The organism is Corynebacterium sp. MSK039 (assembly GCF_030232315.1).
In the GTDB taxonomy this organism is placed as follows: Bacteria; Actinomycetota; Actinomycetes; order Mycobacteriales; family Mycobacteriaceae; genus Corynebacterium.
Window position 1 is genome coordinate 1 of sequence record NZ_JASPJL010000010.1, and the last position, 19,919, is coordinate 19,919.

The following is a 19,919-nucleotide window of genomic DNA, read 5'->3' on the forward strand; positions in this document are numbered from 1 at the left end:
ATCCTTGGCATCCTGGTCAAATTTCTTCGGCATGTTCCAGATTTTCCCATCTACTCAAACGGAACAAAACCTGGGACCCTTCAATGCGCACTTCGACACCCTGACTCTGTTTGCAGCGCGCTGGTGTCCCATGATCTGGCCAGAACTGGCCACTTACTACTCGCGTTGATCTTCGCTCAGCGGATTTCGTGCTCTGAGCGGAAAACCGCTCCCCACCAGTTAGTAGCTGATTTCTCAGTCCAACTAACGGGGAGCAGTTCAGTGGCGCGGGGCGGGGGCACATCTCTTTTTCTGTTTTCCCACCGCGTGCGGCGTAATGGGTATGAGGTAGAGCGATATGCAGTGTACAAACCGAAGGGTCAGCGGGCGGTTGTTTGTCTGATCTAGGATATATCGGGGAGTTCAAGTCTCCCCAGGCGCACCATATTTTCCCTCGTGACCGCCGGATTTTCTCATCCGGCGGTCATTTGGATTCGCCCCCGCCGTGGGTAGACTCGGGAGTTGTGAAGGAATCGCGCGAAAACCAGGATCCGCAGGAGCCCTTTCCCCTGCGCGTGCGCATTGTGCAGATCATCTTTCTCGCACTCGGCGTCATCGCCACGCTGCTACTCGCGTGGTGGCAATATGAACGCTGGCAATCCACCAGCGGCTCCTTCCAGAACTTGGGCTATGCGCTCCAGTGGCCGATCTTCGGCATCTTCCTTATCGTCACCTACCGCAAGTACATCGAATACGAGCGGGAGCGCCTACTCGGCGACGACGAGGCCGCCGTCGAAAAATACGCGGAAGACCAGCTCACCGAGGTCCCGGAAGACTTCCTGGCCCCCAGCGCAACGAGGGAATCCGAGACCGCGGAGGTTTTCGAGGATCACCGCAGGCGGGATGCCCGCTCGGCACCGCTACCGGCCCAGGAAGAACGAAGGAAGCGCCAGGCCAACGAGGGTTAGCGCCCGCACGCCCGATTCCCGATAATCCACCCCAACCGTAGAGGAAGAACTTGAGATGACGCAGCCAGCCTCGCCCCAGCCAGCGGGCGCCCAGATCCACCCGGCACGCCAGCAGCGGGTCGCAAAGGCCCTGAAGTGGTACTCGGTCATGGCGATCGCCACCGGTATCTGGCTGCTCGTGTTGGTCGTTGAGATGACCTTCAAGTACTTGATCCTGGGCAGCGATAACACCCCAGCCTGGTTCTCCTATATCGGCCCGGCCCACGGCATCTTCTTCATGCTCTACTGCATCACCTGCCTGGATCTGGGCACCAAGGCGCGCTGGGAGCCCAGCAAGTGGCTCACCACCATCCTCGCCGGCGTGGTCCCGCTGCTGAGCTTCTTCGTCGAGCACAAGCGCCGTGTCGAGGTGAAGGAAGCCTTCGCGCTGAGCTAAGCCCGGGGCAACCCCCGCCTGGCTTAGCCCCCGGGATCAATCGCCCTGAATTAATCGCCCGGTGCAGTTTCGATCTGCGCCGCGGCGATTTCTTTTTGCGTCGGCTGCTGTCGCAACTCTTCCGGGCTGGAGGTATCCGGCCAGCTGCGCTGCAGGCAGGCCAGAATCGCGACCGCAGCGGCTTCCGTGGCTACCGGCAGCGTCCCCAGATCAGGCAGGAAGCCCGGGTTGTGGTTCGTCGGAATATCGATATCTAGCCGGCCCGCTTCCTCGGCCCGCTGCCACTTACGGCGCGGCGTGATGCCCACGGTCCACAACAGATAAGGCACCCCGAAGTGCTTCGGGATCACGGAGAAGTCCTCGGAGGCCGTCCACGGCTCCATGTCCAGGCTGTTCTCGGTGAATCGCTCGTCGAAGGCGGGCCGCACGGTCTCGAAGGCCTCAGCCGCATTGTCGGTCGCCCCCAGCATGCCGACGAACTTGAAGCTCGGCTCCCGGTCGGCACCCGCTGCCTGGGCCTCGGCGCGCACGATCCGCTTGATCGCGGCTACCACGCGCTTGCGCAAGTCCTCGTCATAGAAACGGCAGCTCAGGGAGATCTTCGCCGAGTCCGGGATCACGTTATTGGCCTTACCCGCCTCCACGGACGCGACCGTGACCACGGCGAACTGGCCTGGCGGGACCTCCCGGGACACGATCGTCTGCAGCCGCATCACGGTGGATGCGGCCAGCACCACCGGGTCGACCGAACGGTGCGGCATCGAGGCGTGCGCACCGCGCCCGTACAGGGTGATCTCGATGGTCGTCGAAGAGGTCATCACCGGTCCCGGCGCGGTGTAGATCTCACCCGCCGGCCCCGCGACAACGTGCTGCGCCAGGCACACGTCCGGCCGCGGAATGATCTGGTCCAGTCCATCGGAGACCATGCGGTGCGCACCCACCGCGGCCTCCTCAGCGGGCTGGAAGAGCGCGATGACGGTGCCAGACCAGTCGTCCCGCGTCGCATCCAGGATTGCCATCGCGCCCAGCAACGAGCTGGTGTGGTGGTCGTGGCCACAGGCGTGCATCGTCGGCACCCGCTGACCCTCCGCGTTGAGCTGGGAATGCTTCGAGGCGTAGTCCACCTCGGTGGCTTCGGCGACGGGCAGGCCGTCGAAGTCCGCGCGCATCAGCACCGTCGGGCCGTCCCCGTTGCGCAGCACTGCGGTGATGCCGTAGCCGCCGATGCCGGTCGTGACCGACCAGTCGGGGAAGCGCTGCAGTTCCTCCTCGATACGCTGGGCCGTCTGCTCCTCCGCCCCCGAGAGCTCTGGGTGGGCGTGGAGGTGTTTATACAGGTCCTCCTGCCAGCTCAGATCTGCCGCGGCGTTGGCGACGATCGTGCTCGGGGTGGGTGGAGTGGTCACGGTGCACTTCCTTTCTTGCGTTCGACCTTATTGCGCGCTGGGTGACCCGGTGGCGTTTTCGCCCACTCGGGACCTGCCTGGGCCTACTACGCGGACTGAGCCAGCGCGCGCAGCGCCGGGACCAGCTGTTGCAGCGCCTTGCCGCGGTGGGAGAGCTCATCTTTACGCTCCGGGGAGAGTTCCGCCGAGGACTGGCCCGGCGCTTCCGCGGGTTCGAAGAGCGGGTCGTAGCCGAAGCCGTTGGTGCCCTGCTCGGCGCGCAGAATCCGGCCCTCCCACTCGCCGGTGACTGCCACCTCGGGCTCCAGACCCGCGGCGTCGGCAATCTCGGCGGGAACAGCGAGCACGCAGGAGGAAACGAATCGGGCGCCACGTCGGTCGTCGGGAACGTCGGAGAGCTGGGCTAGCAGCAGCCGGTTGTTCTCGGCGTCCTCGCCGTGGGCACCGCACCAGCGGGCGGACAGCACCCCGGGCATGCCGTTGAGCGCGTCGACGGACAGGCCGGAATCATCCGCGACGGTGGGCAGGCCAGCATGCCGTACCCCGTCGAGGGCCTTGATCCGGGCGTTGGCCTCAAAGGTCGCGCCGGTCTCCGGGGTCTCCGGATACTCCGGCACGTCCGCGAGGCTGAGCAGCTCGATGCCCTCGATGTTCGCCGCCGCGAGCACCCGCTGCAGTTCCGCGAGCTTCTTCTTATTTCTGGACGCCACCAGCACCTGCATTGCGTCCTCCTTCCGCGTGGTCCGTGGGTTTTCTAGAGGGTGACCGGGCCGGAAGCCGGGTCGGTGTTCAGTGCGCGTTCTTGCAGCTCAATCAGCTGGTGCAGGCCGCCCTCGGCCAGGTCCAGCATGGTGTTGAGCTCCGCGCGGTCGAACTCCGCAGCCTCGCCGGTGCCCTGGATCTCCACGAAGCGGCCGGCCTTGGTCATCACGACGTTCATATCCACGTCTGCCCGCGAGTCCTCCTCGTAGGGCAGGTCGAGGCAGGCCACCCCGTCGATGATGCCGACGGAGACGGCGGCGACGGGGTCGCGCAGCGGCTTGCCCGGCACGACACCCTGCTCCTGCAGGTAGGCCAGGGCGTCGGCGAGGGCGACGTAGGCGCCGGTGATCGCGGCGGTGCGGGTGCCACCGTCGGCCTGCAGGACGTCGCAGTCGATGGCGATGGTGTTCTCACCCAGCTCGGTGAGATCCACGGCGGCGCGCAGGGCGCGACCAACCAGGCGGGAGATCTCGTGAGTGCGGCCCTTGACCTTGCCGCGCATGGACTCGCGCGGCATGCGCTCGTGGGTGGCAGAGGGCAGCATCGCGTACTCCGCGGTCAGCCAGCCCTCGCCGGAATCCCGCTTGAAGCGCGGCACGCCGAGCTCCACGCTGGCGGTGCACATCACCCGGGTGTTCCCGAATTCGACGAGCACGCTGCCTGCCGGGTTGGTGGTGAACCGGCGGGTGATTCGGATGTCGCGCAGCTGGTCGACGCTGCGACCATCGGCGCGGGTATGGGTGCTTTGTTCTGGCGTATTAGACATGCCAGCCAGTGTAGCGGGCGCTTAGTGCTGCTCGCTGATGCGCAGACCCGGCCGGGCGACCTCGATCGGCCCCGTGTAGTGGCGGGCGGCCGCGGCGACGGTGGCGGCCTTATCACCCCATGGCGGGATGTGGGTCAGCACGAGCCGACCCACGCCCGCTGCCTGGGCGGCCTCGCCAGCCTCCGCGCCGGAGAGGTGCATGCCCTCCGGCATGGTCGCTCCCCCATCGCCCCAGGTCGCTTCGCAGACGAGGACGTCCGCCCCCGCGGCGATGCGCGCCAGGGCCGGGGTTGGCGCGGTGTCCCCGCTGTAGACCACGGAGAAGCCGGAGGAGTCCTCGAAGCGGGTAATGTAGGCCTCGGTGGGGTGAATGGCGTCCACCGCATAGATCCGCAGGTCACCGATGGTGTGATGCGGCCAGGTCTCGGCATCGAAGTCGCTCTCCGGCCCGACAACGTGGTCAAGGACCTCGAAGGTGTCGGTGAGGTCGTCCGGCGCCTCCGGGGAGTCGGCGCTTGCTTGCCCGATGTGCTTGGCGGCAATACTCGGCCCGATCAGCTTGTGGCGGGTGCTCGCCGGCGCGAAGGGGTGGTAGCGGCGCCACACCAGCAGGCTCGGGACGTCCGAGCAGTGGTCGGCGTGCATGTGGGAGAGGACGACGTGGCAGTCGGAGGGATCGATCCCCTCATAGCGCTGCATCTGCTTGAGCACCCCCGAGCCCAGGTCCACGACCACGCCCTCACCCGCTGCACTGCGCAGGAAATACCCCGAGGCCGCGGCCGAGGGGCCGGGCACGCTTCCGGAACAACCCAACACAAGCATCTCCATAAGTGGATATTGTTTCACGATGCCCGGCGTTTTTCGATATTTGGGCAAGCTTTAGATCAGGTTTCCTTCAGCGGGGCGGTTTCCGGGCTGTCCAGGACCAACTCCGGGGCGATTCCGTCGCGCCCCAAGGGTTAGCGCAGGGGTTAGCGCAGGGACTAGCGCAGCAGCTCCGGGATCTGCGACACACTCGTGATCTTCGGCCCCAAGAAGCGCTGTGCGAGTTGCGCGAAGCGGTGCGGGTCCCCGGTGGATTCGAAGGACAAGGTGGCCTGGCGCTCCGGGTCGTTATCCGCCAGCTGTCCGCTTTCCGCCAGCGTGCGGTAAACCATCTTCGCGGTCTCCTCAGCGGAGTTCACCAGCGTGACGTCCTCCCCCATGACGAACTGGACCACCCCGGTGAGCAGCGGGTAGTGCGTGCACCCCAGCACCACGGTGTCCACCCCGGCCTCCTTCAACGGCTCGAGATACCCCTCCGCCAACGCGTGGATCTGGCGGCCCGAGGTGATCCCCCGCTCCACGAAGGGCACGAACTGCGGGCATGCCTGGGCGACGGCGGTGACGTCCGGACTAGCGGCGAAGAGGTCCTGATAGGCCCCGGAGGTCACCGTCGCCTGCGTCCCGATCAGGCCGATGCGGTTGTTCCGGGTTGCCGATACGGCGCGGCGGACTGCGGGGAGGATGACCTCGACGACCGGGATCGGGTAACGCTCGCGGGCATCGCGCATGAAGGCGGCGGAGGCGGTGTTGCAGGCGATGACGATCATCTTCACCCCGCGGGAGACCAGCTCATCGGCGACCATCCGGGCGTACTCGCGGACCTGCGCGATCGTCTTATCCCCATAAGGCGAGTTCGCGGTATCCCCGATGTAGATGATGGATTCATGCGGCAGAAGGTCCACGATCGTGCGCGCCACGGTGAGCCCGCCGACCCCGGAGTCGAAGATCCCGATGGGAGCGTTGTTGTGGGATTCCTGCTCCGGGGTACTGCCTGCCGCGCTGCCGCCGTCCGCCTGCTCCGCCATGTGCTTGCTCGGTCCTTCCTTCATTGTTCTCGCTGTTTTAGTTTAATGACGTCGCTCACGGCCCCAAGCATCCGTGCGCCGGCCGCGTCCTGGGGTTGGTTGGCCGCGGCTACATGCCGAGGGAGGCACGGCCTGCGGTGCGCACGGCCCGCGTGGCGGTGGGCATCTTCGGAATCAGCCAAGCAGCGAGGACGCCGGCCAACGCCCCGCAGAGGTGGCCCTGCCAGCTGATGGCCTGGTTGGTGGGCAGGATTCCGGTCCACAGGGAGCCGTAGAGCAGCAGGACCACGACCCCACCGGCCAGCTGGCTGAGCTTCTTGGTGAAGAGCCCGCGGGTGATGAGAAATGCGACCCAGCCGTAGATCATGCCGGAGGCGCCCACGTGAACGGTGCCCGCGCCGCCAATAAGCCAGGTTCCGGCTCCGCTGGCGAGCAGGATAATCAGGGAACAGCGCCAGAACGCGCGTCTGCCCGACCAGCAGATCATCGTGATCAGCACAACCGCAGTCATGGAGTTGGCGATGAGGTGATCCCAGCCCCCGTGCAGGAAAGGCGCGGCGAACACACCGAGAAGGCCGTAGGGATCACCGGGCCGGATACCGAAGGCGTTGAGTCCGTACCCCAGCATCATGTTGATGACCTGGACAATCCAGGCCACCGCCACGAGCCGCAGGGCGAAGGCGAGGTTCGGCATGCTCAGGCTCCTGAACTTTAGGGGTTGGTACCACCCCGGCGCGGTGACGGGATAACGCCGCGGGGTTCTTTAACAGCCCACGATACTGCGCCAGGAGGGATGCTCGTAGGCGGGCTCTGCTGCCAGCACGGCGTGCACGATGGCCCGTTCCACGCAGTTGGCGGCCGTGGCGGCGAGCACGGACATGCCCACGGCGTCCACGCTGCCGCCACGGGTGCCAGTGGCCAGCCCGAAGAGGGTGTCCCCGTCCATGGGCATGTGAGCCGGGCGGATCGCGCGTGCCAGGCCGTCGTGAGCGGAGAGCGCCAGGCGCTTGGCCTGCGCCTTGGTGAGCGGGGCGTCCGTAGCGACCACGCCAATGGTGGTGTTCAGCTGCGGGCTGCCGGGCTGTCCGTCGTCGGGTGCGGGGAACTTGGTGCCCGCGAGGTTCATTCCGCGCAAGTGCGCCGCGGCCTCCTCGGAGACCGGCGTGACCGAGGCGGCGCCGAACTCACCGGCCAGCTCTGCATCGAAGCCCCACAGTCGCCCGGTGGCGGGGTTGAAGACCGCGCCCTGCGGGTTGACGACGATGCCCGCAGCCACCGTCGCCCCGCTGAGTGCCGCGAGCTCGCCCGGCAGTTCCGGGAGTACCGCGCTGGCCTGCCCGAATCCGCCCTTCAGGGCACCGGCGGAAGCTCCCAGTCCAGCACCGAGATTGCCCGATGCGGTAGCGGGGGCGAGAGCTGCATCATTCCCGCCCTGCCCGCGTGGTGGTTCCCCGTCGCGGGCGATTGTTGCACTGCGCAACGCGGCCTCGGCGGCCGCCGCGCCGGTCTCCGGGCTGGGGCGGGAGTCCCAGCGGCCCAGCAGCAGGTCGAAGATCACCGCACCCGGCACGATCGGCACGATCTTCTCGGGTGCGTCCTCCCCCAGCACGGGGAAGCCGATGCCCGCCGCCTCCAGGGCGGCCATCGCGCCGTCCGCGGCTGCAAGGCCGTAGGCAGAGCCACCGCACAATGCGATGGCGTGAACCTGCTCGACCGTATTGTGTGGCTCCAACAGATCCGTCTCACGGGTTCCGGGCCCGCCACCACGCACATCGACCGAGGCGACTGCCCCGGCGGGTGCGGCGATGATCGTGGCCCCGGAGTCGCCGGCCCCACCCTCACTGATCGCGTGCCCCACGCCGAGGCCACGGACGTCGATAAGCGAGTTGCTGGGCCCCGGCTGGGCGCCGAACAATTCGGCGGACATCCTAAAACTCGCCCGTCGGTCGGTTGCCCGGGCCGTGTTGCCCCTCCGGCCCTTCACCGCGGCCCTCGCCCGGATTCTGCGGATCGTCGCCGTCCGGGTTGTCCATCATCTCTGCGGGCGGCTCCCCCATCATCGCGCGCAGCAGGCTGTCCTGGTGGAAAGCCAGCCACGAGGTCAACTCCTTGGCCGCGTCAACCCGATCCGGCCCCTCCAGTCCGTGCAGCGCGGGCTGGCAGAGCTCGTGATAGTAGTTCCGAACGTCGTTGATGGCCGAGAGCCACGGCTGGACTTCCTCCTGGCTCAGGGTGATGTTCACCGAGCCATCCGGGCCAATGTGTTCGGCAATGAGCGCGAGGTTCATCAACTTACTCTTGATGATGTCGGTCTCGTTGAGCTGCCGGGTCAGCGCGGCATCCCCCTCGACCTCCTCGGCACCGTCTGCGAAGAAGTCCGGCAGGAGTCGGGCAAGCGCCGGGCTGCTCGGGCGCTCCGAATGACCGCTGGCCATGCCGGTCAGCTCCGCTAGCTCATCCTTTGGCGCGGTGCGCACCCGCTCCATCAGGGCGTCGGCGACGGTGGCGGCGCAATTACCCAAGGTCTCCCGTTCCAGGGGGTTGAGCTGGGTGACGAAGCGCGTGCCGCGCAGCATGCCGGTCTTCTTCTTCCACGGTTCCATCTGTGGGGAGTCCTCCTCGCCTCGCGGGATGCTTACTAGCCTGCCGCCTGCTCCATCGTGGCCCACAGGCCCGCTGTGTGGAGCTTCTTGACATCTCCCTCGACCTTATCGCGCTCACCAGACGAGACCACAGCCTTGCCCTCGGTGTGGACCCGCATCATCAACTCGGTGGCCTTCTTGCGGGAGTAACCGAGCACGGTTTCGAAGACGTAGGTCACGTAGCTCATGAGGTTGACGGGATCGTCCCAGCAGATGCACTGCCACGGCAGATCGGCATCCGCGAGGGTCTCGGGTCGTTTCTCCGCAACTGGGGTTGCGCTTGGTGCAGCTGGGGAAGTCATGCCCCAAGGATACCGTCGCCACGCCGGGGCGGCGAAGGCATCGTGACGGAATATTTCTTTGCCTGTCCGCACCGCTCGCTAGAGTGTGAGTATTCGCCGGGGCCACTCGACGGCTACGGCACCACCTGAAGAAGAAAACGCGTAGGGATCCACTTGTCTTCCACAGCCCAGAACCCACAACAGGACGCCGCCTACGGCTCGATCGGCCACCTCGACCCGTACCTCTCCGCACCGCGCTCCTCCGCTCTGCTCACCGATAAGTACGAGCTGACCATGCTGGAAGCCGCGCTACAGGACGGCACCGCCGAGAAGCAGTGCGCCTTCGAGGTCTTCACCCGCCGCCTACCCAACGAACGCCGCTACGGGGTCGTCGCCGGCACCGAGCGCGTCCTCCGCGCGATCCGGGACTTCGTCTTCACCGAAGCCCAGCTGGAAAACCTGGACTTCCTGCAGCCCGAGACGCTGGAATACCTGCGCAACTACCGCTTCCGCGGGCAGGTGGACGGTTACTTGGAGGGCGAGGTCTACTTTCCGCACTCCCCGATCCTCACCGTGCGGGGCACCTTCGCCGAGTGCGTCATCCTGGAGACAGTGATCCTTTCCATCCTCAACGCGGACTCAGCCGTGGCCTCCGCGGCCGCCCGCATGGTCACCGCCGCCAACGGTCGCCCCATCATCGAGATGGGCAGCCGTCGCACGCACGAGTACGCCGCGGTGTCCAGCGCCCGCGCCGCCTACCTCGCTGGCTTCGACGCCACCTCCAACCTCGAGGCAGCCTTCCGCTACAACATCCCGGCCTCCGGCACCGCCGCACATGCCTGGACGCTACTGCACACCCACCCGGACGGCACGACCGACGAGGAGGCCGCCTTCCGGGCACAGATCGCCGCCCACGGCGTGGGGACCACCCTGCTGGTGGACACCTATGACATCGCCGAAGGCGTGGAAACCGCCATCCGCGTGGCCGGCCCTGAGCTCGGCGGGGTGCGCATCGACTCCGGCGACCTTGGTGTGCTCGCCCAGCAAGTCCGCGACCAGCTGGATTCCCTGGGCGCGCACAACACGAAGATCATCGTCTCCAGCGATATGGATGAATTCTCCATCGCCGCGCTGCGCAGCGAGCCGGTGGACGGCTTCGGCGTGGGAACTTCGGTGGTCACCGGCTCCGGCGCGCCGACCGCAGGGCTGGTCTACAAGCTCGTCGAGGTCGAGGGCGCCCCGGTGGCGAAGCGCTCCCGCGGCAAGAACTCGCAGGGCGGAGCGAAGGCTGCAATCCGAACATGCCGGGACACCGGCACCGCCGTCGAGGAGATCACCTTCCCCTTCGGCGAGGCCCGCCCGGATACTGGCATCCTGGATGCCATCGAACTCTCCGTCCCGCTCATCCGCGACGGTGAACCAGTGGATGGCCTGCCCACCCTCGAGGATTCCCGCCAACTGCTGGCCGACCGGCTGGTCTCCCTGCCGTGGGAGGGCCTGGCCCTATCCCGCGACGAGCCGGTGATCAGCGTCCGCCACGTGCCCCACACCCAGGGCTAACTGGGGCAGAAACCGGCCAGCTCCCCGACCGGTCACCAGTACCTTTCCCGTTACTCGTAGAAGAAGTGCTCCCGTGAGTTCCACCCAAGACCTCCTCGCCACAGCCGTCGCCAGCATTGGCGGTGCGCCGCGCCCCGGCCAGCAAAAAATGGCCGATGCCGTCACCGAGGCCATGGAACAATCCACGCACCTGGCTGTCCAGGCGGGCACGGGAACGGGTAAGTCCCTGGCCTACTTGGTCCCCGCGGCGCGGCACGCCACCCAGACGAACGTCCCCGTCATCGTCTCCACCGCAACCATCGCCCTGCAGCGACAGCTGGTGGAACGCGACCTCCCCCGCCTCGCCGACGCCCTGGAGGAGCACCTCCCCCGCCCATTGACCTCCGCGATCCTCAAAGGGCGCAATAACTACCTCTGCCTCAACAAGATCAACGGCATTGGCGACGAAGCAATCCCCGAGGCAGAAGAGGACGCACTGCTCGACCCCTCCCAGATCTCGAAGACGGGAGCCCAGGTGGCCCGCCTGCACGAGTGGGCCCAGGAGACCGAGGACGGCGACCGCGATAACCTCGACCGCGGCGTGTCCGACACCGCCTGGCGGCAGGTCTCCGTCAGCTCCCGGGAGTGCGTCGGCGCGAGCCGCTGCCCGTTCGGCGACCAGTGCTTCGCGGAACGGGCCCGGGCGGAAGCGGCGGAGGCGGACATCGTCGTCACCAACCACGCGCTGCTGGCCATCGACGCCCTCTCCGACGTGCCGGTCCTGCCGGAGCACGACTGCGTGGTCATCGACGAGGCCCACGAGCTCGAGTCCCGCATCACCTCCACAGCCACCGCGGAGCTCTCCCCCACCAATATCGCGATCCTCGCCAAACGCACCGGCAAGATCGGCCCCGACGGCACCGGCGATGCGCTGACCGAGGCGCTCGACGAGTGGGTCACCGCTCTCGACGGCGCGATCGCCACCGACGGTGATCGGATCGTCGGCCGGTGGACCGGGGTCCCCAACGGTCTAGAGGTTCCCCTCGGCGTGCTCAAGGACGCGGCGTGGAAAACCAACCGGCAGATCAACTCGATACCCGCCGGCGAGTTCGCTAACGACCCGGCGAAGGCCGCCGAGCGCCAGGCCCTGCTCGTGGCCACCGAAGAGCTGAACGATACGTGCGTGCGCGTCCTCGGGGCTTCCACCGCGGATGCCGCCGCGGATCAGGAGGACCTGCTCGGGGAGGACGTCGTCTGGCTCTCTACCGATGGCAACCGCAAGGTCGTCCGCGTCGCACCGTTGTCCGTCGCCGACCTGCTGCGGCAGCGGCTCTTCGCCCAATCCACGGTGATTCTGACGTCCGCGACCCTCGCGCTGGGCGGGAAATTCACCGCCATGCTCGCCCAATGGGGTGCGGCGAAGGATACGAAGACCCTCGACGTGGGAACCCCCTTCGACGCCCGGACCCACGGCATCCTCTACGTCGCCCGCGACCTCGCCGCCCCTGGGCGCAGTGGACCATCCAGTGGCTTCATCGACCACGCCGCCCAGCTCATCAACGCCGCCGGTGGCCGCACCCTCGGCCTGTTCTCCTCCCGCCGGGCGGCCGAGGAGATGGCTGATCAGCTACGCAGCGTGGTTCCCTATGAGATCCTCCTGCAGGGTGAGGATTCGATGTCCAGCCTCGTGGAGAAGTTCCGGAAGGACGAGTCCGCGTGCCTCTTCGGCACCCTGGGTCTGTGGCAGGGTGTGGACGTGCCCGGCTCCGCGCTGCAACTGGTGCTCATCGACCGCATCCCCTTCCCTCGCCCGGATGACCCGCTGAAGCAGGCCCGCAAAGAGGCCGCAGATAAAGCTGGCCGCAGTGGCTTCATGGAAGTCGCTGCGACCCACGCCGCGCTGCTGATGGCGCAGGGGGCGGGACGGCTGCTGCGCAGCGTGGACGACCGCGGCGTCGTCGCCGTGCTGGACTCCCGGCTGGCCACCGCGCGCTACGGCTCCTTCATCCGCGCCAGCATGCCACGGTTCTGGGAGACCTCGGATCTGGATGTGGCGCGCGGGGCGCTGCGCAGGCTGAATGCGCAACCCGGGAAATAGCGCGCCGTGGGCTCGATGAAATCGGCCTAACGCCCGTGGTGTGGCGTTTATCATGGTGCCAACTGCGGTTCCCGCTTTGAGCGGGAGCGCAAAAATATTTGCCTCGTACAGCGCGCGATCATCCGATGGCGCTTAGGAAGGACCAGCCATGCCAGTTCAGAGCACGCGGGAGACCATCCAGATCCCCGACGTTGGAATCTACGAATTCACCTTCGGCCAGCTGGATCCAGCGGACGAGGACAAGGTTGCGATCATCGACATCGCCGATGGCACGGAAACCACCTATCAGCAGCTGCGCAGCTACATCAACTGCGTTGCCGGTGGGCTTTCCCACCTCGGTATCCGCAGCGGCGATGTGGTCGCACTACACTGCCCCAACTCCCTGGCCTTCGTCGTCTACGCCCACGCCGTCTGGCGCCTGGGCGCGACCCTCACCCCGGTCTCCCTCCTGGCGGATGAGGCCGCCATCACCCGGCAGCTGCAAGACTCCGGCGCGCGCATGCTCATCACGCTGGCCGCGATGGGCGATCACGCCGCCCAGGCAGCTCAAGCCGCCGGACTCAGCGAGGAACAGGTCCACCACCTCGACCGCAATTCGGGAATGCAGCAGATGCTGGCCGAGCGGCGCCACGCGCCGGAGGACATCAGTTTTGACCCTGCGACCCACCTCGCCGTCCTGCCGTACTCCTCCGGAACCACCCAGGATCCGAAGGGGGTTCGCCTCAGCCACCGCAACCTGGTCGCCAACGTCTGCCAGGCTGCGGATCAGGACCTCGTGACCCGGGAGGACGTCGTCTTCGGGGTGCTGCCCTTCTTCCACATCTACGGGCTCACCGCGCTGCTGAACCTCGCGCTCAAGCAGCGCGCCACGCTGGTGACCCAGCCGCGTTTCGAGCTGGGCAGCTTCCTCGCCTCTCACGAGCGTTTCGGCGTGACCTTCACATTCATCGCCCCACCCATCGCGGTGCTGCTGGCGAAGCACCCCCAGGTCGAGGAATTCGATCTGAGCAGCCTGCGGGCCGTGCTCTCGGGCGCTGCAGCGTTGGACACCAGCCTCGCGGAGGCCATGCAGGAGCGCCTCGGGGTGGACGTCTACCAGGGCTTCGGGATGACCGAGTCCTCCCCGGTCACCCACCTGAACCTGGACATGAGCGTGCCCCGCGGCTCCATCGGGCTGCCAGTGGCAAACACTGAGCACAAGCTCGTCGCCGTCGAATCGGGAGAGGAGATTCCGCGGCCGAGCAACGGGCACTCGGAGGTCGGCGAGCTGTGGGTGCGTGGCCCCCAGGTAATGCTCGGCTACCTGAACCGCGACCGGGAGACGGCAGAAACCCTCGTGGACGGTGGCTGGCTGCGCACCGGCGACCTCGCGGTCCAGGACCCCGAGGGCAATGTTTATGTCGTGGACCGCCTCAAAGAGGTCATCAAGTACAAGGGCTACCAGGTCGCTCCCGCCGAGCTGGAGGCCCTACTGCTCACGCACCCGGAGGTCGCGGACGCCGCGGTGATCGGGGTCGCGGGTGAGGATGGCTTGGAGATCCCCAAGGGCTTCATCGTGCTGCAGCAGAACGCCACGGCCACGGCTGAGGACATCATGGCCTACGTGGCCGAGCAGGTGCCGAGCTATAAGAAGGTGCGGGCCATCGAGTTCATCGATGCGATCCCGAAGTCCTCGACCGGCAAGATCCTGCGTCGCGTGCTTCGGGCCCGCGAGGACTAGCGAGAGGCGGCATCGCTCGGGTCACGTCCCGAGCGCTCCCCGCAGCCCTCGCAGTCTCGAAATACGATCTCCCAGACCTCCGGGCGGATCGCGCTAACGCGGAGGCTGCTGGCCGCCATAGGAGGCAGCAATAACAGTCGCGCTCCCCGCGGCGATCTCCGTGTGGCCTGCATCGCGAACCTCCACCACCGGCCACTGCCCGCCGACCGCGGTGATCCACCGCGAGCTCGCAGCGGCGGCGTCTGCGGCGTGACGTTCCGCGAGTGCCGCGCGCTTGGCGGCGAACTCCTCGGCCGGGATTTCCCGCACGTGCACGGGACAGCCCAGCTCGAACCACGCAACCGCCTGCTTCGGGCTGAGGAAGGCAGCATAAAGCATCGACCCGTGGCCGACCTGGGCTGCGGCCTTGCCGACCGTCATGCCCAGCCCGGCGTCCACGAAAATGACTGGGTGCAATGGATCCGGTTCGGGTGTGGGCAGCGGGCCAGGTTCGGGTGGCAAGTCGGAACCCTGAATCTGCAACTTGTTGATCCTCGGATCCACGCCATCAACGCGCCCGGGCAGGAAAGCCTTGGCCATCGCACCGTGCACATTCACCTCGTGCCCAGGCAGCCCAAGAACCGCGTCCCACTTGCTGGCGCGGGCGCGGCGGGCGAGTTTCCGAATCTTCGCGCCGTACCAGCTTTTTAACGCCTGCGCCCACTCGCTGTCTCCCTCGCCTGCTCGAGGGTCGAGGCAGACACGGGCGCAGGCGGAGGCAGCCGCAGCCAGGAGATCGTGACGCAGCGGCGCATCCACCTTCGGCAGGTGCAGAACCATGGGCATAGCCTGCACGCTGCTGGGGTCTTGTGGGTCTTCGGTACCAGGGTGCCCAGCAAGGTGGACGAGCATCGCATGCGCCCGCCGGACCAGCTCCCGCTCGTCTGCTTCCAACTCCCCTGGTTCGTTGTACTCGCGCACTAGTCCTGCAGTGGCGGGCGGCGGTAGGTGCCGTCAGCCATGTCCTCGTGCTCAATCTCGGAGCGGGAGATGCCGAGCAGGAAGAGTACTTGGTCAAGGAATGGGTAATTCACGGATGCGTCAGCCACCTCGCGAAGGGCCGGCTTCGCGTTGAAGGCGATGCCCAGGCCCGCGGTGGAGAGCATGTCGATATCGTTCGCACCATCGCCCACTGCCACCGTCTGGTTGAGCTTGATGCCATTGGACCAGGCGAACTCCTTGAGGGACTCGGCCTTCGCACGGCGGTCAATGACCGGGCCGATCACGCGGCCCGTGAGCTTGCCCTCACGGATCTCCAAGGTGTTGGCTCGGGCGAAGTCGAGGCCCAGCTCGCGGGCCAGCGGCTCAATGATCTGAATGAAGCCGCCGGAGACCACGCCGGTCTTGTATCCCAGGCGCTTGAGGGTACGAATCGTGGTGCGCGCACCCGGGGTGAGCTTGATGTCGTTGGCGACCTTCTCCACGACAGACGCGTCGAGCCCAGCCAGGGCCTTGACGCGCTCGTGGAGGGATTCCGCGAAGTCCAGTTCACCACGCATGGCTCGCTCGGTAACAGCGGCGACCTCGTCCTCGCGGCCGGCGTAGGCCGCCAGCATCTCAATGACCTCCTGCTGGATGAGGGTGGAGTCCACGTCGAAGCAGATCAGGCGCTTGCTGCGGCGAGCCAGGCCGGCGCGCTCGACTGCGATGTCGAGGTGTAGCTCAGCGGTGAGCTCGGAGACTGCCTTGCGCAGCTCCACGCCGCCACCCGGGCGGGGATTAGCGACGGTGAAGTGAATCTCCAGCCCGGTGACCGGGTAATCGGCGATCCCGCGAATCGTATCGATATTCGCGTCCTCGGCAGCCAGCGTTTGTCCGATGCGCTGGACGTCCTCGGCGGTGATTCGGCGCCCGAGCACGACCATGACGTGGGAGGGCATTGGCTTGGTCGCCATGGCCTCCGTGTCCGTCTGGATCTGCACGCTCATGCCGAGGGCCTCCAGGTCGGCGGGCAGCTCGTTGTTCAGGGTGGCCAACGTATCAGCGTCGACGCCGACGAGGGCGGCGAGGGCGAGATTGCCACGGAAGACGGATTGCTCGACGTCGATGAGCTGGACGTCGTGGGCAGCGAGGCTGCGGAAGAAGCGGGCGGTAACGCCGGGCTTGTCGTCACCGGTGACGGTGATGACGGCCGGTTCGCAGCCGTTATTCAGGATGGATTCCAGCTCTTCGGGGAAGGCGAGCCTCGTGGGCTGGAGATTATCGACTGGGGTGGAGTTATTTGCGCTAGTCACACCCACGATTGAACCACAGTGGCTGTGGCAAGGAGGATCCGCTACCCCCGTTTTTCGGCAAAAGAAAAACCACACCCTGCGTAGTAAGGGTGTGGTTTGCGCTCACAGCACCTCAGTGCTGGAGTATGCGCCGCGGCCAGCTGGCTGCTGGCCCCGGCACCGTGGCCGACTTCTTAGAAGTGGCGGCCGACGTGAGCCTCGTCGCGCATGCGCTTGACCATGTGCGGGTAGTGCAGCTCGAACGCTGGGCGCTCGGAGCGGATCCGCGGCATGGAGGTGAAGTTGTGGCGCGGCGGCGGGCAAGAGGTTGCCCACTCGAGGGAGTTGCCGTAGCCCCATGGGTCATCGACGGTGACGACCTCGCCGTAACGGTAGGACTTGAAGACGTTCCACAGGAACGGCAGCACGGAGACGGCCAGGATCAGGGCACCGATGGTGGAGACCTGGTTGTAGCCGGTGAAGCCGTCGGTCGGCAGGTAGTCCGCGTAACGACGCGGCATACCGGAGTTACCAGCCCAGTGCTGAATCAGGAACGTGGTGTGGAAGCCGATCATGGTCAGCCAGAAGTGCAGCTTGCCCAGACGCTCGTCCAGCATGCGGCCCGTCATCTTCGGGAACCAGAAGTACAGGCCAGCGAAGGATGCGAAGGCAACCGTGCCGAACAGGGTGTAGTGGAAGTGCGCAACCACGAAGTAGGTATCAGACAGGTGGAAGTCCATTGCCGGGCCAGCCAGCATGATGCCGGTCAGACCACCGAAGAGGAAGGTGGCGAAGAAGCCCAGTGCGAACATCATCGGGGTTTCGAAGGTCAGGCGACCGCCCCACATGGTGCCGAGCCAGTTGAAGAACTTCATACCGGTCGGGACTGCAATCAGGAACGTCATGAAGGCGAAGAACGGAAGCAGAACCGCGCCGGTGACGAACATGTGGTGTGCCCACACAGCCATGGACAGAGCAGCGATGGACAGGGTTGCGAAGACCAGGCCCACGTAGCCGAACATCGGCTTGCGGGAGAAGACCGGGAAGATCTCGGAGACGATGCCGAAGAACGGCAGAGCCAGGACGTAGACCTCAGGGTGGCCGAAGAACCAGAACAGGTGCTGCCACATGATGGCGCCACCGTTGCCCGGATCGTAGATGTGGCCGCCCAGCTTGCGGTCGTAGAGAACACCCAGTGCGGCAGCAGCCAGCAGTGGGAAGATCAGCAGGACCAGCAGGGAGGTAACGAAGATGTTCCAGGTGAAGATCGGCATGCGGAACATGGTCATACCCGGGGCGCGCAGCACCAGGATGGTCGTGATCATGTTCACACCGGAAAGAATGGTACCGACACCACCGACGCCGACACCCACGATCCACAGGTCAGAACCCAGGCCCGGGGAGTGAATAGCGTCTGCCAGTGGCTGGTACATGGTCCAGCCGAAGTCAGCCGCGCCGCCCGGGGTGAGGAAGCCGGTCAGCATCAGGACACCACCGGCGGTGGTGAGCCAGAAGCCGAAGGCGTTCAGACGCGGGAAGGCCACGTCCGGTGCACCAATCTGGAGCGGAACGATGTAGTTAGCGAAGCCGAACACCATCGGGGAGCCATACAGCAGCAGCATGATGGTGCCGTGCATGGTGAACAGCTGGTTGAACTGCTCCGGGGACAGGAACTGCATGCCCGGATTGAACAGCTCGAGACGGATAAGCAGGGCCATGAGGCCACCAACCAGGAAGAAGGTGAAGGCCATCATGAGGTACATGATGCCCAGCAGCTTGTGGTCGGTGGTCGTCAGCGCATGCCAGGCAAAGCTGCCTCGGCGCCCATGGCCAGACGGTTGTGGGCGTTCGGGAGCAACTTGCTGTGGTTCCCGTGGCGCGACCGCGGTCATTGATTCCTCCTGACTACGCAGTGTCGAGGGTTTTTCCCTGACACTCCAAAGAATTTTGGCCTTCTCAGAACCCTCCCCTGAGTGCGAGAGCATTAGCTTCCTTGCAGCCCAGAAAGGGTCCCTACACGAAGGGTTGGTGCTATGTTATCCCCTTTTCCCGAATATAAGAAGCCGGGTGGCGGGAAACCTCCAGTTCCTTCACAGTTTTGGGGGTAGTTCCAAGGTTTCTCCACGCTTGAAAACACCAAACGGCCGTTTCGCTGCACCTAGCGAGCCGGCCGTTCGTGTTATGGGCTGGAGCGCGGAGCTAGAAGTCCCAGTCGTCGTCGGTGGTGCTCTCCGCCTTACCGATGACATAGGAGGACCCAGAGCCACTGAAGAAGTCGTGATTCTCGTCGCCACCCGGGTTCAGCGCGGCGAGGATGGCAGCGGAAACGCGGGTCTCCTCTACCGGGAACAGCCCGTCATAGCCAAGGTTGTTCATCGCCTTGTTGGCGTTGTAGCGCAGGAAGCGCTTCACATCTTCGGTCCAGCCGATCTCGTCGTAGATGGACTCGGTGTATTCGACCTCATTGTCGTAGAGGTCCAGCAGCTGCTCGACGACGAAGCCCTTCAGCTCCTCCTGGCGCTCCGGGCTCTCGTTCTCGAGGGCTCGCTGGTACTTGTAGCCGATGTAGTAACCGTGGACGGACTCATCGCGGATGATGAGGCGGATGATGTCCGCGGTATTCGTCAGCTTGCCCATGGAGGACCAGCGCATCGGCAGGTAAAACCCGGAGTAGAAGAGGAAGGATTCCAGCAGCACGGAGGCAATCTTGCGCTTCAGCGGGTCGTCGCCCTTGTAGTACTGAAGGATGATCTCACCCTTGCGCTGGAGATTTTCGTTCTCCTCGGACCAGCGGAATGCGTCGTTGATCTCACGGGTGCTCGCCAGGGTCATGAAGATCTGGGAGTAGGACTTCGCGTGCACGGACTCCATGAAGGCGATATTGGTGAGCACCGCCTCCTCGTGCATGGTGGTCGCTTCCGGGATCAGAGAGACCGCGCCGACCGTGCCCTGGATGGTGTCGAGCATTGTCAACCCGGTGAACACGCGCATCGTCGCGTTCTTCTCCGCATCGTTGAGCGTGGCCCAGCTCTGGATGTCGTTCGAGACGGGTACCTTTTCTGGCAGCCAGAAGTTGGCCGTCAGCCGATCCCATACCTCGAGGTCACGGTCGTCCGGAACCTCGTTCCAGTTAACGGAACCGATGATATTCCCCGCCTTGTGCTGCGCAGGGGACTGAGATGGCCTAGCAGGCATAAACGCGCATTCTCCTCATCTGAAC

At 65.7% G+C, this 19,919-nt stretch carries 18 protein-coding genes; 5 read left to right on the forward strand and 13 right to left on the reverse strand.

Features of this window, described 5'->3' with window-relative positions; translation table 11 throughout:
- Positions 1-503 precede the first annotated feature (503 nt).
- A complete protein-coding gene (locus tag QP997_RS07435; RefSeq protein WP_012360708.1) occupies positions 504-947 on the forward strand; it encodes a hypothetical protein in 444 nt (147 codons plus the stop codon).
- A gap of 55 nt (positions 948-1,002) precedes the next feature.
- Positions 1,003-1,383, forward strand: a complete 381-nt coding sequence (locus QP997_RS07440; protein WP_284846729.1) for a DUF3817 domain-containing protein — start codon at positions 1,003-1,005, stop codon at positions 1,381-1,383.
- Between the two features lie 50 nt (positions 1,384-1,433).
- Here the strand turns inward: QP997_RS07440 and QP997_RS07445 are convergent, their stop codons facing one another.
- The 9 genes from QP997_RS07445 to clpS all read right to left on the reverse strand — a co-directional run bounded on the left by QP997_RS07445 (position 1,434) and on the right by clpS (position 9,111).
- Positions 1,434-2,789, reverse strand: a complete 1,356-nt coding sequence (locus tag QP997_RS07445; RefSeq protein ID WP_284846730.1) for an amidohydrolase — start codon at positions 2,787-2,789, stop codon at positions 1,434-1,436.
- Positions 2,790-2,875: 86 nt separating this feature from the next.
- Positions 2,876-3,511 (reverse strand): non-canonical purine NTP pyrophosphatase, encoded by a 636-nt coding sequence (locus QP997_RS07450; protein WP_284846731.1) that lies wholly within the window; start codon positions 3,509-3,511, stop codon positions 2,876-2,878.
- 32 nt (positions 3,512-3,543) lie between these two features.
- Positions 3,544-4,317, reverse strand: a complete 774-nt coding sequence (gene rph / locus QP997_RS07455; RefSeq protein WP_148792541.1) for a ribonuclease PH — start codon at positions 4,315-4,317, stop codon at positions 3,544-3,546.
- Positions 4,318-4,338: 21 nt separating this feature from the next.
- Entirely contained in the window at positions 4,339-5,145 is an 807-nt protein-coding gene (locus tag QP997_RS07460; RefSeq protein WP_284846732.1) for an MBL fold metallo-hydrolase, read from the reverse strand.
- Positions 5,146-5,300: 155 nt separating this feature from the next.
- The gene (gene murI, locus QP997_RS07465; protein ID WP_284846754.1) at positions 5,301-6,167 is read right to left on the reverse strand and encodes a glutamate racemase; all 867 of its coding nucleotides are present in this window, start codon (positions 6,165-6,167) and stop codon (positions 5,301-5,303) included.
- 109 nt (positions 6,168-6,276) lie between these two features.
- Positions 6,277-6,861 (reverse strand): rhomboid family intramembrane serine protease, encoded by a 585-nt coding sequence (locus QP997_RS07470; RefSeq protein ID WP_284846733.1) that lies wholly within the window; start codon positions 6,859-6,861, stop codon positions 6,277-6,279.
- 69 nt (positions 6,862-6,930) lie between these two features.
- On the reverse strand, positions 6,931-8,094 hold the full coding sequence (locus tag QP997_RS07475; protein WP_284846734.1) for a P1 family peptidase: 1,164 nt from the start codon (positions 8,092-8,094) through the stop codon (positions 6,931-6,933).
- A 1-nt stretch (position 8,095) separates the two neighbouring features.
- On the reverse strand, positions 8,096-8,770 hold the full coding sequence (locus QP997_RS07480) for a DUF2017 domain-containing protein (protein ID WP_284846735.1): 675 nt from the start codon (positions 8,768-8,770) through the stop codon (positions 8,096-8,098).
- A gap of 35 nt (positions 8,771-8,805) precedes the next feature.
- Entirely contained in the window at positions 8,806-9,111 is a 306-nt protein-coding gene (clpS, locus tag QP997_RS07485; protein WP_148812702.1) for an ATP-dependent Clp protease adapter ClpS, read from the reverse strand.
- Positions 9,112-9,312: 201 nt separating this feature from the next.
- Here clpS and QP997_RS07490 point away from each other — a divergent pair, with 201 nt between their 5' ends.
- From QP997_RS07490 to QP997_RS07500, 3 genes are all read left to right on the forward strand, one after another.
- Positions 9,313-10,650, forward strand: a complete 1,338-nt coding sequence (locus tag QP997_RS07490) for a nicotinate phosphoribosyltransferase (protein ID WP_148813094.1) — start codon at positions 9,313-9,315, stop codon at positions 10,648-10,650.
- A 73-nt stretch (positions 10,651-10,723) separates the two neighbouring features.
- A complete protein-coding gene (locus QP997_RS07495) occupies positions 10,724-12,727 on the forward strand; it encodes an ATP-dependent DNA helicase (protein WP_284846736.1) in 2,004 nt (667 codons plus the stop codon).
- Positions 12,728-12,875: 148 nt separating this feature from the next.
- Positions 12,876-14,447 carry an AMP-binding protein gene (locus QP997_RS07500; RefSeq protein WP_284846737.1) on the forward strand — a complete coding sequence of 524 codons (1,572 nt, stop codon included), beginning with the start codon at positions 12,876-12,878 and terminating at the stop codon, positions 14,445-14,447.
- Positions 14,448-14,540: 93 nt separating this feature from the next.
- Here the strand turns inward: QP997_RS07500 and QP997_RS07505 are convergent, their stop codons facing one another.
- The 4 genes from QP997_RS07505 to nrdF form a co-directional block, all read right to left on the reverse strand.
- Positions 14,541-15,407 carry an aminoacyl-tRNA hydrolase gene (locus tag QP997_RS07505; RefSeq protein ID WP_284846738.1) on the reverse strand — a complete coding sequence of 289 codons (867 nt, stop codon included), beginning with the start codon at positions 15,405-15,407 and terminating at the stop codon, positions 14,541-14,543.
- Positions 15,407-16,795, reverse strand: coding sequence for a phosphoserine phosphatase SerB (gene serB, locus QP997_RS07510; protein WP_070759165.1), 1,389 nt, complete (start codon positions 16,793-16,795; stop codon positions 15,407-15,409). Before serB ends, QP997_RS07505 begins: the two co-directional genes overlap by 1 nt.
- Before the next feature lie 98 nt (positions 16,796-16,893).
- Positions 16,894-18,591, reverse strand: a complete 1,698-nt coding sequence (gene ctaD, locus QP997_RS07515; RefSeq protein WP_070759164.1) for an aa3-type cytochrome oxidase subunit I — start codon at positions 18,589-18,591, stop codon at positions 16,894-16,896.
- A 307-nt stretch (positions 18,592-18,898) separates the two neighbouring features.
- Complete coding sequence (gene nrdF / locus QP997_RS07520) at positions 18,899-19,894, reverse strand: class 1b ribonucleoside-diphosphate reductase subunit beta (protein WP_070759163.1); 996 nt, start codon at positions 19,892-19,894, stop codon at positions 18,899-18,901.
- Positions 19,895-19,919 lie beyond the last annotated feature (25 nt).

Excerpts from the sequence above, each read along its gene's own strand:
- QP997_RS07440 (WP_284846729.1), top strand. The coding sequence starts at position 1,003 with ATGACGCAGCCAGCCTCGCCCCAGCCAGCGGGCGCCCAGATCCACCCG.
- QP997_RS07450 (WP_284846731.1), bottom strand. The coding sequence starts at position 3,511 with ATGCAGGTGCTGGTGGCGTCCAGAAATAAGAAGAAGCTCGCGGAACTG.
- rph (WP_148792541.1), bottom strand. The coding sequence starts at position 4,317 with ATGTCTAATACGCCAGAACAAAGCACCCATACCCGCGCCGATGGTCGC.
- QP997_RS07460 (WP_284846732.1), bottom strand. The coding sequence starts at position 5,145 with ATGGAGATGCTTGTGTTGGGTTGTTCCGGAAGCGTGCCCGGCCCCTCG.
- murI (WP_284846754.1), bottom strand. The coding sequence starts at position 6,167 with ATGGCGGAGCAGGCGGACGGCGGCAGCGCGGCAGGCAGTACCCCGGAG.
- QP997_RS07470 (WP_284846733.1), bottom strand. The coding sequence starts at position 6,861 with ATGCCGAACCTCGCCTTCGCCCTGCGGCTCGTGGCGGTGGCCTGGATT.
- QP997_RS07475 (WP_284846734.1), bottom strand. The coding sequence starts at position 8,094 with ATGTCCGCCGAATTGTTCGGCGCCCAGCCGGGGCCCAGCAACTCGCTT.
- QP997_RS07480 (WP_284846735.1), bottom strand. The coding sequence starts at position 8,770 with ATGGAACCGTGGAAGAAGAAGACCGGCATGCTGCGCGGCACGCGCTTC.
- clpS (WP_148812702.1), bottom strand. The coding sequence starts at position 9,111 with ATGACTTCCCCAGCTGCACCAAGCGCAACCCCAGTTGCGGAGAAACGA.
- QP997_RS07500 (WP_284846737.1), top strand. The coding sequence starts at position 12,876 with ATGCCAGTTCAGAGCACGCGGGAGACCATCCAGATCCCCGACGTTGGA.
- ctaD (WP_070759164.1), bottom strand. The coding sequence starts at position 18,591 with ATGACCGCGGTCGCGCCACGGGAACCACAGCAAGTTGCTCCCGAACGC.
- nrdF (WP_070759163.1), bottom strand. The coding sequence starts at position 19,894 with ATGCCTGCTAGGCCATCTCAGTCCCCTGCGCAGCACAAGGCGGGGAAT.